At 63.6% G+C, this 15,883-nt stretch carries 15 protein-coding genes; all 15 read right to left on the bottom strand.

All coding sequences use genetic code 11. The annotated features are described in order from the left end of the window. Window positions 1-7 precede the first annotated feature (7 nt). The 15 genes from M1L53_RS18400 to M1L53_RS18330 all read right to left on the bottom strand — a co-directional run bounded on the left by M1L53_RS18400 (window position 8) and on the right by M1L53_RS18330 (window position 15,769). Window positions 8-1,429 carry a pseudouridine synthase gene (locus M1L53_RS18400; protein ID WP_083471167.1) on the bottom strand — a complete coding sequence of 474 codons (1,422 nt, stop codon included), beginning with the start codon at window positions 1,427-1,429 and terminating at the stop codon, window positions 8-10. Window positions 1,430-1,506: 77 nt separating this feature from the next. Next, on the bottom strand, window positions 1,507-2,190 hold the full coding sequence (scpB, locus tag M1L53_RS18395) for an SMC-Scp complex subunit ScpB (RefSeq protein WP_037127047.1): 684 nt from the start codon (window positions 2,188-2,190) through the stop codon (window positions 1,507-1,509). A 41-nt stretch (window positions 2,191-2,231) separates the two neighbouring features. Further along, window positions 2,232-3,053 (bottom strand): ScpA family protein, encoded by an 822-nt coding sequence (locus M1L53_RS18390; protein WP_046379919.1) that lies wholly within the window; start codon window positions 3,051-3,053, stop codon window positions 2,232-2,234. 50 nt (window positions 3,054-3,103) lie between these two features. Further along, entirely contained in the window at window positions 3,104-4,117 is a 1,014-nt protein-coding gene (locus tag M1L53_RS18385; protein WP_003946138.1) for a ParA family protein, read from the bottom strand. Window positions 4,118-4,260: 143 nt separating this feature from the next. After that, window positions 4,261-5,184: a site-specific tyrosine recombinase XerD gene (xerD, locus tag M1L53_RS18380; protein WP_007731892.1), complete on the bottom strand. Its 924-nt coding sequence runs from the start codon at window positions 5,182-5,184 to the stop codon at window positions 4,261-4,263. A gap of 1 nt (window position 5,185) precedes the next feature. Then, the gene (locus tag M1L53_RS18375) at window positions 5,186-5,818 is read right to left on the bottom strand and encodes an NUDIX hydrolase (protein WP_047270484.1); all 633 of its coding nucleotides are present in this window, start codon (window positions 5,816-5,818) and stop codon (window positions 5,186-5,188) included. A 6-nt stretch (window positions 5,819-5,824) separates the two neighbouring features. Further along, window positions 5,825-7,585: a CTP synthase gene (locus M1L53_RS18370; RefSeq protein ID WP_003946139.1), complete on the bottom strand. Its 1,761-nt coding sequence runs from the start codon at window positions 7,583-7,585 to the stop codon at window positions 5,825-5,827. Between the two features lie 156 nt (window positions 7,586-7,741). After that, window positions 7,742-8,695, bottom strand: coding sequence for a copper transporter (locus M1L53_RS18365; protein ID WP_007731900.1), 954 nt, complete (start codon window positions 8,693-8,695; stop codon window positions 7,742-7,744). Next, window positions 8,692-9,876 carry a putative cytokinetic ring protein SteA gene (gene steA / locus M1L53_RS18360; RefSeq protein WP_007731902.1) on the bottom strand — a complete coding sequence of 395 codons (1,185 nt, stop codon included), beginning with the start codon at window positions 9,874-9,876 and terminating at the stop codon, window positions 8,692-8,694. Before steA ends, M1L53_RS18365 begins: the two co-directional genes overlap by 4 nt. 86 nt (window positions 9,877-9,962) lie before the next feature. Continuing rightward, window positions 9,963-11,741, bottom strand: coding sequence for a DNA repair protein RecN (gene recN, locus M1L53_RS18355; protein ID WP_042446202.1), 1,779 nt, complete (start codon window positions 11,739-11,741; stop codon window positions 9,963-9,965). Between the two features lie 2 nt (window positions 11,742-11,743). After that, entirely contained in the window at window positions 11,744-12,691 is a 948-nt protein-coding gene (locus M1L53_RS18350; RefSeq protein ID WP_003946132.1) for an NAD kinase, read from the bottom strand. Further along, window positions 12,688-13,527: a TlyA family RNA methyltransferase gene (locus M1L53_RS18345; protein WP_003946142.1), complete on the bottom strand. Its 840-nt coding sequence runs from the start codon at window positions 13,525-13,527 to the stop codon at window positions 12,688-12,690. The genes M1L53_RS18350 and M1L53_RS18345 overlap by 4 nt, the downstream gene beginning before the upstream one ends. A 1-nt stretch (window position 13,528) precedes the next feature. Continuing rightward, entirely contained in the window at window positions 13,529-13,771 is a 243-nt protein-coding gene (locus tag M1L53_RS18340) for a hypothetical protein (protein WP_003946140.1), read from the bottom strand. 76 nt (window positions 13,772-13,847) lie between these two features. Then, window positions 13,848-14,831 (bottom strand): HAD-IIA family hydrolase, encoded by a 984-nt coding sequence (locus tag M1L53_RS18335; protein WP_007731903.1) that lies wholly within the window; start codon window positions 14,829-14,831, stop codon window positions 13,848-13,850. After that, window positions 14,828-15,769: a hypothetical protein gene (locus M1L53_RS18330; protein WP_073513327.1), complete on the bottom strand. Its 942-nt coding sequence runs from the start codon at window positions 15,767-15,769 to the stop codon at window positions 14,828-14,830. Before M1L53_RS18330 ends, M1L53_RS18335 begins: the two co-directional genes overlap by 4 nt. Window positions 15,770-15,883 lie beyond the last annotated feature (114 nt).

Here is a 15,883-nt window from a genome sequence, read left to right as displayed (position 1 = left end):
GAATCGGTCACAGGCCGACCGCCTCGTACAGTCCACCGACCTCGCTACGACCGAGTACGCGCTGCGTTCCCGGACGCTGATCGCCGAGAGCGACAACTCCGACGTTGGTGCGAACCAGGCGGACAACAGGGTGACCGACGGCATCGAGGAGGCGACGCACGATGTGCTTGCGACCTTCGTGCAGAACGAGCTTGACGAGCGTCTTGCCCTCGTTGATCTCGAGCACGGTGAACGCGTCCACCTTGGCCGGACCGTCGTCGAGGGTGACACCGTCACGCAACTGCTTACCGGTGCTGCGCTCGACAACGCCGTGAACGGTGGCGAGGTACGTCTTCGGAACCTCGAACGACGGGTGCATCAGGCGGTGAGCGAGATCGCCGTCGTTGGTGAAGAGGAGCAAGCCTTCGGTGTCGGCGTCGAGACGGCCGACGTGGAAGAGCCGCTGACCCGACTGAACGCGCTCGGAGACGATGTCACCGACGCACGGACGACCGAGATCGTCGGACATGGTGCACTGCCAGCCACGCGGCTTGTTCATCGCGAGGTAGACGAGGTCCTTCTGCACGACGACGCGGACGCCGTCGACACGAACCACTGCGTTCTCGGGGTCGACACGCAGACCCTGTTCGACCACGATGCGGCCGTCGACCTCGACGCGACCCTGATCGATCAGTTCTTCAGCAGCGCGGCGTGATGCGACGCCGGCCTGAGCCAGCACCTTCTGCAAGCGGACGCCGTCGCCCTTCGGCGGGCCGTCGTGCTTGGTGATCTCGGCATGCTGATGACGCGCCGGCTTGGCGTTGGAGACCAACGGGTTCTGAGAGACGACGCGCTGCGGCTTCTCGGTCTTCGGCTTGCCACGCTTGTTGGTCGCCGGCGGTGTCGGGGCTGCCGGGCGCTTGCGCGGAGGTCCGTCGAACTTGGACCCACGAGGTGCGTTCGACCATGCGCCGCCGCGAGGAGCGTCGGGGTGTGCGCCGCGCTGATCGTCACTACGACGGTCAGCGCCGCCACGCGGTGCGCGACGGGCGTCGACGTGGGGGGTACGGCGGTCATCGCTGCGGGGTCCGCGGCGGTCGTCAGTGCGCGGTCCGCGACGGTCGTCGTTGTAGCCACCACGACGGTCGTCGGTACGTGCGGGGCGACGGTCATCGCTGCGCGGCGGGCGACGGTCATCACTGCGCGGCGGGCGACGGTCATCATTGAATCCACCGCGACGGTCGTCCGTGCGGGGACGGTCGGATCCGGCGTTGCGGTCGTATCCAGAGGTACTGCGGGAAGTGTTGCTGCGTCCACCACGGGGCGCTTCGCTACGTGCGCCGCGGGGGGCGTCGCTGCGACCACCACGGGGGGCATCGCTGCGTGCGCCGCGGTTGTCGCGGGAGTTGTTACGGTCCGGTGTGCCATCTCGGCGAGCGGGATTGTTCACTTTTTTCCTGTCAGTTTTCTACTGTTTCCCGAGCGTGGTCGGGTCTTTCTCGGTGCTGACGAGCGCCGGGATTCCGGTCAGTCGTCGACTTCGGTGTCCACTACGTCAGCGGGCACGTCTGCCTTGTTCATTCTCGCAAATCGCGGATCGGATTCCAGGCTTTCGCTGATGTCGTCGATGAGATCGACATCAGGCAAGAGCGGGGCCAACTCCGGGAGCTCGCTCAGCGAGGCCAGGCCGAGCCGTTCGAGGAACAGTTCGGTCGTGGAGTACCGTGTCGCGTTGGTGTCCGGGTCAGGCCCGGCTTCCGCGATCAGTCCGCGGGCAAGGAGGGTGCGTACCACCCCGTCCACGTTGACGCCTCGTACCGCACTGATCCGCGCACGAGTCAACGGTTGACGGTATGCGACTACGGCCAAAGTTTCCAATGCCGCCCTGGTCAATTTGGTGCGTGCGCCGTCCAATAGCAGCTTTTCCACGTACGGGGCAAACTCTTGTCGCGTGTACAGACGCCATCCGTCGCCCGCGTAGCGAAGGTCCATTCCGCTGCCGCGAGCGGTCAATGCGGCCGACATCGACGTCAGGCGTTCTTCGACTCGTTCCGGCGCGGTTCCGGTGACAGATGCGAGTTGGTTCACTTCGGCCGGCGAATCCACGACAAGCAGAAGCGACTCCAGCACTGCGTCGAGTTGATCGTCGTCGAGTTCGAAATCGGGGGCGGAATCTTCGGACTCCGAGGCGTGTTCGGTAGGCTCGATCATCTCGTCTAGCTGCGAAGACTCTGATTCCGTCGGCTCGGCGTTCATCCGTAGTCCTCCTCTGTGACCGGCGCGGCCGGGTCGTCTCCGGTCCAACTCACCATCAGCGGTCCGAGTGCTTCGGGTTGCTCGAACACAATGACCTGCCGGCGATACAACTCGAGCAACGCGAGAAATCTTGCGACTATCTCGACAGTGATTTCGCACTCGGCAACGAGGTCCCCGAAGGGTGTCCACTCCCCTATGCCTCGCTCGCGCAGCAACTCGAGAATTCGCTCGGCTTGTTCGGGTATCGAGATATTGGACACATGGAGGTGATCGAGGCCCACTGTCGGCACCGGACGCGGTGTGAACACCGTCGCCGCGATCTCCGCAAAACGCTGAGGATCGACGCCCAACAACACCTCGGGCAGGAGTTCGGTGAACTGATCCTCGACGGCAACCGAGCGCGGATAGCGCCGCAGCGCTGCTTCCTCCAACTCACCGAACAGCGCCGCAACTTGTTTGTACGCCCGGTACTGCAGCAGTCGCGCGAAGAGAAGGTCGCGGGCTTCGAGTAGCGCCAGATCCTCCGCGTCCTCGACCTGCCCGGCGGGCAACAGCCTTGCGGCTTTCAGATCCAGAAGCGTGGCCGCGACGACCAGAAACTCTGTTGTCTGATCGAGGCCCATCGCACTGCCGAGTTCCTTGGTGTACGCGATGAAATCGTCCGTGACGGTGTGCAGGGCGACTTCGGTGACATCGAGTTGCCGTTGATTGATCAGGTTCAACAGCAGATCGAACGGGCCTTCGAAGTTCCTGAGAGTGACTCGGAAACCGGCAGCCTTGGCTGCGGTCTGAGCGTCGGTCGGCACGTTCGGGTCGATCGAATCCGGCTCGACTTCGACCGAATCTTCTTGCGATGCAATCAGTTCCACTAACGACCAGACCGGTGAATGACCTCGCGGGCCAATGCTCTATATGCCTCGGCCCCAGCCGATTTCGGCGCCCACGTCGTGATCGGCTCACCGGCGACGCTGGTTTCGGGGAATCGAACGGTGCGGTTGATCACCGTGTCGTAGACGACGTCGCCGAACACCTCGACGACGCGTGCCATCACCTCACGGGCGTGCAGGGTCCGAGCGTCGAACATCGTGACGACGATGCCGGCCAACTCGAGCTTCGGATTGAGACGGTCGTGCACCTTTTCGACGGTGTCGTTGAGCAGTGCCAGGCCGCGCAGGCTGAAGTACTCGCATTCCATCGGAATGATGACCGAATCGGCGCAGGCCAACGCATTCACGGTGAGCAGGCCAAGCGACGGCTGGCAGTCGATGAGCACGTAGTCGTACCGATCGAGAACCGGGTGCAACACGCGTCCCAAGGTCTGCTCACGCCCGACCTCGGTGACCAATTGGATCTCGGCGGCCGAAAGGTCGATATTGCTGGGGAGCAGGTCGAGGCCGTCGACCCGGGTTCGCATCAGCACGTCGTCGATGGACACACGTGGTTCGACCAGAAGGTTATGGACGGTCAGTTCGAGGTCGTGATGCTGAACGCCCAGTCCGGCAGACAACGCGCCTTGCGGATCGAGATCCACCAGGAGCACTCGACGACCGTATTCAGCCAACGATGCACCCAGGTTGATGGTCGACGTCGTCTTGCCGACGCCGCCCTTCTGGTTGCACATCGCGATGATCATCGCGGGTCCGTGGTGCGCCAACGGTGTCGGTTGGGGTACCTCGCGGACCGGTCGACCTGTCGGGCCGAGTTCTTCCGCGGAAACGGTGAGGGTTTCCGCAGGTGGAGAGGCTACTGGCGTCGTATCTATTTCGAACATCGCCTCTGGTTCGGAGGGTACAGCTGGTGCTGATTCGTTCACGCGCTCGAAGAGTTGGGCATTGACATGCGGCGGCGCGGACTCCGCCGCTGGTGGCTGCGATGTCGACACGGTCCGATGCTCCCCTACTCTTTCGGCGGTTGCTCTCGGCGCCGGCAAACCCCCGAAACTGCGGTGGAGGCCGCTCGCGCTCCTTGAACGCTACCGCTTACATCACCGAATGGTCTCGCAGACACGCATGAGCCAACCAACCCCTAACGGGCACGCGGGTGTGCCTGAGCCCACACTTCGCGCAACGCGGTGACGGTGACCAGTGTGTAGATCTGCGTCGTGGTTACCGAAGCGTGACCGAGAAGTTCCTGCACGACGCGTACGTCCGCGCCGCCGTCGAGCAGGTGTGTGGCAAACGAGTGCCTGAGCGTATGGGGTGAGACGTCCGCCTTGATCCCGGCCGACGCGGCCGCGTCCTGAAGAATCTGCCATGCACTCTGACGCGAGAGGCGTCCACCGCGCGCGTTGAGAAAGAGGGCAGGAACACCGCGCGTCGCCAGGCTGGGGCGCCCGCGGACGAGATACGCGTCGACGGCGGCGATCGCCGGCCTGCCGACGGGGACGATCCGCTGCTTGCCGCCCTTGCCCTTGAGCAGCACGGAACGAGTTTCGGTATCGATGTCGTCGACGTCCAGATCGATCGCCTCGGTGATTCGCGCTCCGGTCGAGTACAGGAGCTCGAGCAGAGCGCGATCCCGCAGGTCACGGGGCCCGTCACCGGCCGCACCGCCACCCGAAGCGTCGAGCAGGGCGATCACGTCGTCGAGAGGCAGGGCCTTGGGCAGCTTGCGTCCGGGCGTCGGCGGCTTGACCGTTCGGGCCACGTCGACGCTGACCAGACCTTCGGCGGCGGAAAACTTGTGGAATCCGCGAACCGCGATCAGGGTGCGTGCTGCCGAACTGGCCGCCAATGGTACGACGCCGGAATCTTTGTCACCCAGGCGCAGATGTGTCACGAATTCGGTGACGTCGTTCTCCGTCACGCCCGCGACGTCGTCGATGCCGCGTCCGTGCAGGTACTCCGCGTACCGATTCAGGTCGCGGCGATAGGAAAGTAGAGTATTGCGCGCAGATCCTCGCTCGACCGCTAGATGGTCGAGATACGAGTCCACCTGTCGGGCAAGCACTTCAGGCTCGCGACTTGCGTTCTCCGAATGCGCGAGGACGATCGGGCCACGGTGCGTCGGCGGGGCGTAGCGGCTTTCCCGTCGCGCGTGCGGTGGCGATCGCGAGAATGCCTGATACCGCTGTGGCATTGACGATGTCGCCGCGTAGCGCCATGTCGACGGCGTCGGCGAGCGGAACCCGCGAAATCTCGAGATCGGCTTCTTCGTGTTCGGGATCGTCGCGCTCCACCTCGTGCAACCCCTCGGCGAGGAAGACGCGAACCGCCTCGTCCGTGAACCCGGGTGAGAGAGCGACATCGACCAGCACCGACCATCGGTCGGCGCCGAGTCCGGTTTCTTCGCCCAGCTCGCGCGCTGCAGCCTCGACCGGGCTCTCCCCCGGAGCGTCGAGCAGACCGGCAGGAATTTCCCACAACCGGTGCCCGAGCGGGTGACGGTACTGGTGAATCAGCACCAGGTTGTCGTGCTCGTCCAGTGCCACGACGGCAACGGCGCCGTGATGCTCGACGACTTCCCGATCGGCACGCTGACCACCAGGCATCGCAACGGTGTCGACGCGCAACGCGATGATCGCGCCGGTGTAGACCGTCTTGGAGCCGAGGGTGTCGAATTCGTGCCGACCGGGATCGCTCATGTGTGGCTAGACCTTTTCCACGTTCTCGACTGCAGCGTCGAGCGCTGTCTCGGTGGCAGCGGTGTCGATCTTCTCGTCACCGTGGACGTCGACGGGCAGGCGCTCTTCGAGCTTGTACGTCAACGCTGCTTCGACGAAGGCCGCGAACAGCGGGTGCGGGCGCGTCGGACGGCTCTTGAGCTCCGGGTGTGCCTGGGTGGCAACGAAGAACGGATGCTGCTCACGCGGGTACTCGACGAACTCGACCAGGTGGCCGTCCGGCGAGGTTCCGCTGAACTGCAAGCCGGACTTGGCAATCCGATCGCGGTAGGTGTTGTTGACCTCGTAGCGGTGACGGTGACGCTCGGAGACGTCCTCGGTTCCGTAGGCCTGAGCGACGACGGAACCCTTGGTCAGCACGGCCGGGTAAGCACCCAGACGCATGGTGCCACCGAGGTCGGCGTCACCGGCGATGACGTCTTCCTGATCAGCCATCGTGGAGATGACCGGGTGCTTGGTGTCCGGCTCGAACTCGGCCGAGTTGGCATCGTCGAGGCCGACGCTACGAGCAGCTTCGATGACGACGCACTGCAGACCCAGGCACAGACCCAGCAGCGGCAGCTTGCGCGAACGTGCGAAACGGATCGCGCCGAGCTTGCCTTCGATGCCGCGGATGCCGAAGCCGCCGGGGATCAGAACACCGTCGACGTCACCGAGAGCGGCCTGCGCTCCGGCTTCGGTCTCACAGGCGTCCGACGGGACCCAGGAGATCTCGACCTTGGACCGGTTCGCGAATCCACCGGCGCGCAGTGCCTCGGTGACGGAGAGGTATGCGTCGGGCAGGTCGACGTACTTGCCGACCAACGCGACCCGCACGGTCTCACGCGGCTGGTGAACACGATCGAGGAGGTTGCCCCACACGGTCCAGTCGACGTCGCGGAACGGGAGACCGAGCTGGCGAACGACGTAAGCGTCGAGGCCCTCACGGTGCAGAACCTTCGGGATGTCGTAGATCGAGGGAGCGTCGGGCGTCGAGATGCAGGCGTCGACGTCCACGTCGCACATGAGCGCGATCTTGTTCTTGAGGCCCTGCGGAACGTCACGATCGCAACGAAGGATCAGCGCGTCGGGCTGAATGCCGATGCTGCGCAACGACGCAACCGAGTGCTGCGTGGGCTTGGTCTTGAGTTCTCCGGAGGGGCCGAGGTACGGCACGAGGGAGACGTGCAGGAAGAAGACGTTGTCGCGGCCGACGTCGTGGCGGACCTGGCGAGCGGCTTCGAGGAAGGGCTGCGATTCGATGTCGCCGACGGTGCCACCGATTTCGGTGATCACGACGTCCGGGCGGTGTCCCTGCAGATCGGGGCCGCTCATCTCGAGGATGCGACGCTTGATCTCGTCGGTGATGTGCGGGATGACCTGAACGGTGTCGCCGAGGTACTCGCCGCGGCGTTCCTTGGCGATGACCGTCGAGTAAACCTGGCCGGTGGTGACGTTCGCCTGACCGGATAGGTCACGGTCGAGGAACCGCTCGTAGTGCCCGACATCGAGGTCGGTCTCGGCACCGTCTTCGGTGACGAAGACCTCGCCGTGCTGGAAGGGGTTCATGGTGCCCGGATCCACATTGAGATAGGGATCGAGCTTCTGCATGGTCACGCGCATTCCCCGCGCGGTCAACAACTGTCCCAGGCTCGAGGCGGTCAAACCTTTGCCGAGCGAGGAAGCTACACCTCCGCTGACGAAGATGTGCTTGGTGGCGGTACGCGTGTTAGTGCGTGACTGTGGCAAAGGGGCTCCCGTGACGACTGTGCAGGGCTTGGTCTGATGAAGCATGCTGGGGCCTGCCGACCCACGGGATTTCACGGTAACACCTATCGGGGGTCGGTGCCTACAACGCGCCGACTTTCCGCCCCCGATGTGACCGGCGTATCAATACCGGGGTGTTCAGTTGGTGGGTGCGCCGACGGTGACCGCCGCCGCTCCCGGTCCCGTGCCGTAGCGGCCGGCGCCGCCGTTCAACTGTTCCTGCAGCGCCAACGGCGTGGTGATCTTGCCCGACTCCCGATCGATGTTGTCGATGGTCGTCAAGCCCGCTGAGAGCGCCGCGTCCGCACGAGCGACGGCAACCGGACCACTGCCCTCGGCCGAGCCAGGCCGGCCCGCGAGAATCGTTCCTGCGCCGCGTCCGTCGAGAGCACCTGCAAACCGGGCAATGACGGCGCCGCGGTTACCCGTGGCTGCGTCGGATTCACTCTTGTTGTCGCCGGTGAGAACCACCGCGAGCTGAGCCGGCTTGACCGCTCCGTCGTCGTAGCTGATGAAACCGGCGCTACGCAGCGAGTCGAGCGCGAGATTCATCTCGTCCGGAGTGCTCTGCGGCTCGCTGTTCTGCCCGTTGAGAAGCAGAACCGAACCCAGCAGATCACCCGCGAGACTGCCCTGATCGACCGCACCGGTCTTGAGGGTGATGCCCGCAGGGATGACATTGGTGACGACGGTCCGCAAGCGGTCACCGCCCGTGGCGTCGACAAACGAATCGGTGAGCGAGACGCGTCCGGTCACGGCGCCACCGGCGGCAGTAACGAGTCGGTTGACACCGTCGAGATCACCGGGATCCGCGTCCGGTGCCGTGATGACGACGACGGTGCGACCAGCGAGACTGTCACGCACGACGCGACCGCCGACAGCAGCATCGAAGCCGTCCGCGGAATTGAGTTGCTGCTGAAGCTGATTGGACTGTTGATTGAGGTCTTCGATCTCGTTCTGCAGGTCCGCCTTGTCGTCGCGCAGACCCGAAAGCAATCCACTGGACAGCATTCCGGAACCGAGCACCACGCCGATCGCGAGTGCCAGGAAGATTGCCGCTATGGAAATTGCATGTTGACGCATCGAAATCACTTGAAGAGCCCCTGAACCCACAGCGCGAAGCTGTTCCACGTTGCGATTGCCCAGTCGAGAACTTCACTACCGGCATTGGACACGACCAGGGCGACGATCACTGCCACCAGGGCGGCGAGCACCAGGAGCGCGATCGCGCCGCCGGACACTCGACTTCGATACAGCGTTGCCACAGCCTTGGCGTCGACCAGTTTCGGTCCCACCTTGAGCCGTGTCATGAACGCCGACGGATTGCTTTCACGACGCCCACGGTCGAAGAACTCGTCCAAGGACACCACGTTGCCGACCGTCACGATCAGTGAAGCTCCGTGGTGATCGGCGAGCAGCAACGCAAGGTCGGTCGGTGAGCAGGTCGCCGGGAACGTCATCGCCCCGATACCGAGATCCTGGATTCGGGAAAGCCCCGCCGCATGACCGTCCTGGTCTGCGGGCAGTACAACTTCCGCGCCGGACTTGAGGGTGGAACTGGTGATCTCTTCCGGGTCGCCCACGATCAGATCGGGGCGGTATCCGGCCTTGCTCAACACGTCCGCACCTGCGCCGACACCGATCAGGATCGGCGAATACTCCTTGATGAAGGGCTTGAGGTTCTTCAGATCTGCCTCGTGTTCGGGTCCGTCGGAGACGACCACGACGTGGCGATCCTTCAAGTCGATGTCGATGTCCGGAACACCGATTCCGTCGATCAGCAAAGGACTTTCGGTGCGGATGAACTCGATGGTGTTACCCGAGAACGCTTCCAGGTGATCGACCAGGCCGGTCTTGGCCTCGATCATCCGATCGGAGATCTCGGCCTCGGTCTGCTCTTCGCCCTTGACGAGGCTCTTCTCGCCGTTGAAGATCTCGCCCTCGTGCAGGCGGATCTTGCTGCCGTCCTTGACGTTCTTGAAGACGTCACCGTCTACGGCATCGATCAGAACGATGTCGTTGGCGACGATCACTTCCGGTCCGAGGTTGGGGTACCGCCCCGAAATCGACGGCGACGCGTTGACCACGGCCATGACTCCGGCTTTCACCAGAGCATCGGCGGTCCGGCGATCGATGTCGACTTCGTCGAGGATCACGATGTCTCCAGGACCGACGCGGCGTAGAAGCTTCGCCGTGTTCCGATCGGCCCTGGCGATGCCACTGATCCCAGGCAAGGATTCGGTGTTACGTGAGAGCAATCCGGGCATCTTCATGGCTTCGATGATGAACCTGAAACCGCGTTGACCGGTGGAGGCGCGCCGACAACTACCACATCAGTCACACCAACACCACAGAACCTTCAATCTGTGACGCGGGCCGCATTCGCGATCTCGAGCAGTTCTTCGGCGTGCGCACGACCGGTCTCGGTGTCGTCCAGCCCTGCCAACATACGGGCCAATTCGACCACCCGATCCGAATCCGACAAGGTCCGCACGCCACTGCTCACCACTCCGCCTTTGTCGTCGACCTTGTCCACCACGAGGTGGGTGTCGGCAAACGCAGCAACCTGCGGAAGGTGGGTGACGACGATAACCTGATGCGTACGAGCAAGTTTCGCCAATCGGCGGCCGATCTCGACAGCAGCGCGACCACCGACCCCCGCGTCCACTTCGTCGAAAACCATCGTCGCGCCGGTGTCGCTACCAGCGAGAACAACCTCGAGCGCCAGCATGACGCGTGACAGCTCGCCACCGGAAGCGCTCTTACTGATCGGAAGTGACGGTGCCCCGCTGTGCGCAGAGAGACGAAATTCCACCTCGTCGACGCCGGCAGACCCGGCATGAAGGTCTACTCCCCCGACGCTGAGCGGCGCCGAGTCCTGCGGGCCGGCAGGCTGCGAACGCACAGTCACCTCGAGGCCCGCACGTCCCATCGCCAGACCGGCGAGTTCCGCGCTGACGGCTTTGGCGAGCTTTGCCGCTGCCTTGACTCTGGCGGCGCTCAGCTTTGTGGCGGCTTCCGCGGTGAGGCCAGCCGTCTCCTCGACCTGCTTGGCCAACAGCGACAACGCATCCGACGACACGTCGAGTTTGGACAGACGAGCGCGAGCGGTATCTGCCCATTCGAGAACACCGTCGACATCGGCGGCGTACTTGCGAGTCAGAGTCTTCAGTTCCGATTGCCGCGACAGCAGCGAGTCCAGAGCACCCGGGTCTGCGGGCAGCCCGGACAGATAGGTGTTCAGGTCACCGGCAACATCGGTGACGACGGCAATAGCGTCGGCCAACCGGGAACCGAGGCCGTCCAGATCTGCGTCGGTGACCGACTCGATACGCGCCCGCGCTTCGGACATCAGGTCTAGCGCCGGCATGACCCCGACGTCGCCGTTGGCCATGTCGTCACTACCGGCGAGCGCAGCGTGCGCCTCTTCCGCAGCCGAGCGGAGCGAATCGAGTTCACTGAGTCGACGAACTTCGGCAACGATTGCCGTGTCCTCGCCTGGCTCGGGTGCCACGCCGTCGATTTCGTTGAGCGCGAAGGTCAACTGATCTGCTTCTTGCGCCAGTTCACGAGCCTTCGACGTGCGTTCGATCAACTCCGAACGAGCATCTAGCCATTCACGACGGTGTTTGCGGTACCTCGTCAGCAGCGTTCCGATTGCCTTGTCCCCGAAGCGGTCCAGCGCATTGCGTTGCTGGTCGGGACGAAGCAATCGCAGCTGATCGTTCTGTCCGTGGACAGTCAGAAGTGGATCCGTGAATTCGGAGAGAACTCCCGCCGGCACGCTTCGTCCGCCGAGATGAGCCCGTGAGCGGCCGTCGCTGCCGACTGTCCGGACGGCGATGATGGTCCCGTCCTCGTCGCGCTCGGCGCCGGACGATTCCAGGATTCGGACGATCTCACGCTCGGTGGCCGGTGAGACGTCGTCGGCGATGAATCGTCCTTCGACGACGGCTCGCGACGCGCCCAACCGCACCCGCCCGGCATCGGCTCGCGCTCCGCTGAGGAGGTGCAAGCTGGTGACGACCATCGTTTTACCTGCGCCGGTTTCACCGGTCAGGACGGTCAGGCCCTCGTGGAACTGGGCGCTGGCCTCGGAGATCACACCAAGACTGTCGATACGGATCTCTGCGAGCACGATTAAGGCTTCCTTCCTCGCCATCCGGTAACCGGAAGCTCGAACTTGCGAACCATCCGATCAGCGAAGGGCGCAGAGTCCAACCGGACCCACTTGACGGGAGTGGCGCCGCGAACGATCTCGACGCGAGCGCCGGCAGGCAGTTCCAACGTACGACGACCGTCGCAGAAGACCAGGCCGTCGTGGCTACCGGCGACGGTCTCCACCGCGATGATCGAATTCGGGCTGGTGACCAACGGCCGCGCGAACAGCGCATGCGCGTTGCTGGGTACGACGAGCAAAGCTTCGAGTTCGGGCCACACGACAGGGCCGCCTGCGGAAAATGCGTAAGCGGTCGAGCCTGTAGGAGTGGACACGAGAACACCGTCGCAACCGAAGGCAGACACCGGTCGGCCGTCGACTTCGAGGACAACTTCGAGAACTCCCAGACGCGAACGATTCTCGATACTGGCCTCGTTGAGCGCCCACCCGCGATCGATGATCTCGTCGTCCACCCGAATCACAACGTCGAGTGTCATACGGGACTCGACGCGATATTCCTTGCGAACTACCTGTGCGAGCGCCTCGTCGAGATGCTCGGCCTCGGTCTCTGCCAGAAATCCGATCCGTCCGAGGTTGATGCCCAGTACCGGAATGGACGCTTCTTGAGCGAGTTCGGCGGCGCGCAGAAATGTGCCGTCACCACCGAGAACCAGAACTAACTCGCATCCGACGGCAGCATCAGGGCCGGGATGAACAACCGTGACGTCGAGACCCGGCGCAGAGAAGCCCGCGGGTTCCGTCATTGCTTCGATGCGCGAGCTGTCTGCTTCGTCGACGAGGACTCGCAGCCCGATTCCCGCCCGTTCGAAAATCTTCCCGACTCGTTTGGCGGTTTCCGTGATGTCACGTCGACCAGGGTGTGCGACAAGAAGGATCTCGCGCGACTCGCCGTTCGTGACCGCGTTCACTGGGGCCCTTCCTCTACAGCCTTGCGAATCATGTCCTCCACCGAAGGAATTCCCTCGGTGTCCGGCTCGTGATCACCGGGCGAACCTGTCTTTCGAAGCCACAGGAAATACTCGACATTTCCCGACGGACCGGGCAATGGGCTGGCCACAACACCTAACGTCCGCAGACCTACCTTTGCAGCAGCCTCCGACACGTCGAGCACAGCCGAGATTCGCAATTCCGGATCTCGTACGACGCCACCGGCACCGACGCGGTCCTTGCCCACCTCGAACTGAGGCTTGACCATCGGAACCAGGTCCGCGCCGTCAGCAGTACAGGCGACAAACGCCCCGAGTACAAGTTTGAGAGAAATGAACGACAAGTCCGCGACAACGAGATCGACAGTTCCGCCGATGGTCTCTGCATCAATTGCACGAACATTGGTTCGGTCGATGACGTGCACCCGGTCATCGGACTGCAGGCGCCACACCAGTTGTCCGTAGCCGACGTCGACTGCGACAACTTCCTTCGCACCACGCGTCAGCAGAACATCGGTGAACCCACCGGTGGATGCGCCGGCGTCGAGGCAACGGCGACCTTCGACCGTCAATCCTTCGGCACCGAAGGCGTCGAGTGCGCCGATCAGTTTGTGAGCACCTCGCGACGCCCACGAAACTTCCTGCTCCACCTCGACGACCCGAAGTGGCGTTCCGGCTTCGATCGCCGTCGCAGGCTTGGTCGCAACGGCTCCCGAGATGAGAACTCGCCCGGCGGAAATCAGTTCTTGCGCATGATCTCGTGACCGTGCGAGTCCGCGACGGACAAGTTCGGCGTCCACCCGTGCTCTACGTGCCACGTCAAGCCCTGTCCACAGAGGCGAGTGCCTGGACGAGCACCTCGTGTGCCTGTTCCAAAATATGTGCCTTCTGCGGAATCACACCTGCTCCGTGCTGATCGTTCGGATCCTGTTCGATGCCACCGAGGCGCGCCAGCAAACCGTCGACGTCAGAACGTATGCGTTCCGGATCGACGGAAGGGCGTGGCCCGGGCAACGGAGATCCGTTACTCGTGTTTCCGGGGTGCGGTGTCGGCGTGCTCATCGGGCACAACGTTAGTGCATGACTCTCGGTTACGCATACACCCGCACCCCCGCGAGTCGAACACATTTGCGAGAGATCAGACGAGCCAGGATGCAAACAGATCCGCCACGCCGGCATCCGACGCTTCCAGGGTCCGGAACGACGGATTAGCCCATGCGACAGGCGCAACCGCGCGTAGAAGCGACATCTCGTCCCCGACAACCGGGCCGTCGACAACCAGCGCCGACCCGTTCACGGAGACAGACCACTTGGAGTCCGCACCGACCAGCGATTCGACGGCCGGCTGATTGAGCGAATCCAAAGTTGCTGCAATGTAGGTGGGGCGCTGCTCAACCGGAGCCCGCAGTACGTCACCCGGCGTGCTCACACCGGTGAGAACCAACAACGAGTCGATCGAAACAGCTTGTGCGCCTTCGATATCGGTGTCCAAACGATCACCGACCACCAGTGGACGCGAGCACCCGCTGCGAGCGAGCGCATCCTCCATCAGCGGTGCAGCAGGCTTACCTGCCACCAACGGTTCCTGCTTGGTCGCAGCGCGTAGAGCTGCCACCATCGAGCCGTTGCCCAGCACCAAACCCCGCTCCGACGGCAGTGTTGTGTCCAGGTTTGCCGCTACCCACAGCGCACCGGCCCGGATCGCCAAGCACGCCTCGGCAAGGATCGACCAGTTGGTCTCCGTCGAATGTCCTTGAACGACAGCAACCGGAGAATCCGCGAATTCGCGCACCGGAAGCAACCCGACGCGCGTCACCTCGTCGGCCAATGCGTCGGTACCGACGACGAGCACAGCGGCACCGGGTTCGAGACGCTCCGACAGCAGACGCACTGCCGTCTGAGAACTGGTGACGACACGATCGTCTTCGGAATCGAAACCGAGTTCGGTCAGATGCGCCGACACTGCCGAAGGCGAGCGACTCGCATTGTTGGTCACGTAGTACAAAGCCTGCGTGCCCTGACCGAGAGCGGCCTGGGTGCCGGGAATCGCATGAGCTCCGGCGTACAGAGTGCCATCGAGATCGAGCAAAAGTACGTCGTACTGAGTACGAAGCACGGTCACTGATCTTCTCCGGTCAACTCGGCCACCCGTTCTTCGGCATCCGTGTCACCCTCGAGGTCAGCAGCTGCAGCGTTGAGGAACCATTTCAGTCCGTCTTCGACACGACCAGCTGCAACGAGGGCATCGGCGTAGGCGTAGAACAGCCGAGCCGCAGCTTCACCGGTACGCGCTGCGTCCAGATCCTTGGTCTGCAGTGTGACAACTGCCTGGTCGAACTGACCGAGATCCATGCGGGCGCCCGCGACGACGATCCTCAACTCCGAAGCCTCGTCGCCCGAAAGCAGGGCAGCCTCGTCGCTACGGCCGAGCTCGATCGCGCGTTCGGGTCGACCCAAACCGCGTTCGCAGTCGGCCATGACAGCGATCAGACCCGGTCCACCAGCCATTCGACGGGCAGCACGGAGCTCGGAGAGAGCTTCGGCCCATTCACCCGCGTGGTATGCAGTGATTCCGGCAGCTTCACGAACGACCGCAATTCGGCCGGCGCGCTGACGGGCAGCGCGAGCGTGGAGCAGTGCGAGTTCCGGATCTTCGTCGACGAGCTTGCCCGCCATGACGAGGTGACGCGCAACTGTGTTGGCGTTGTCCTTGTCGAGGCTGAGCAGATCCCGACGAACGGCCGGGTCCAACTCCGTGGGCTCTACGTTGTCGGGCAAATCCGGTTCGTCAGGTCGTGCTTGCTGACGGTTGCGGTCGCCATCGCGTCCACGAGGGGTGAACCCACCCTCGCCGCCGCGACGCTGTCCGCCGTTGAATCCGCCGCCGCGGTTACTGTTTCCAGCACCGCCACGGTTGTTGTCTCCGGCACCACCGCGGCGGTCTCCGCCTGCAGCGCCGCGTGATCCACGCCCGTCGTTGTCACGACGGGGGCCACCTGATCGAGGCGCTCCTCCCCCACGGAAGGACCGACGCTCGTCGCCATTCTCCGACACAGTCATTCCTCTCATACAACGCACGAAAGGGGACCCAATATGTTGGGTCCCCTTTCGGTTAACGGGTGTTCGGCGGTGTCCTACTCTCCCACACCCTGTCGAGTGCAGTACCATCGGCGC

This window comes from Rhodococcus sp. T9N, assembly GCF_024436645.1.
GTDB lineage: Bacteria > Actinomycetota > Actinomycetes > Mycobacteriales > Mycobacteriaceae > Rhodococcus_F > Rhodococcus_F qingshengii.
This window is presented reverse-complemented; position numbering and strand designations above follow the sequence as displayed.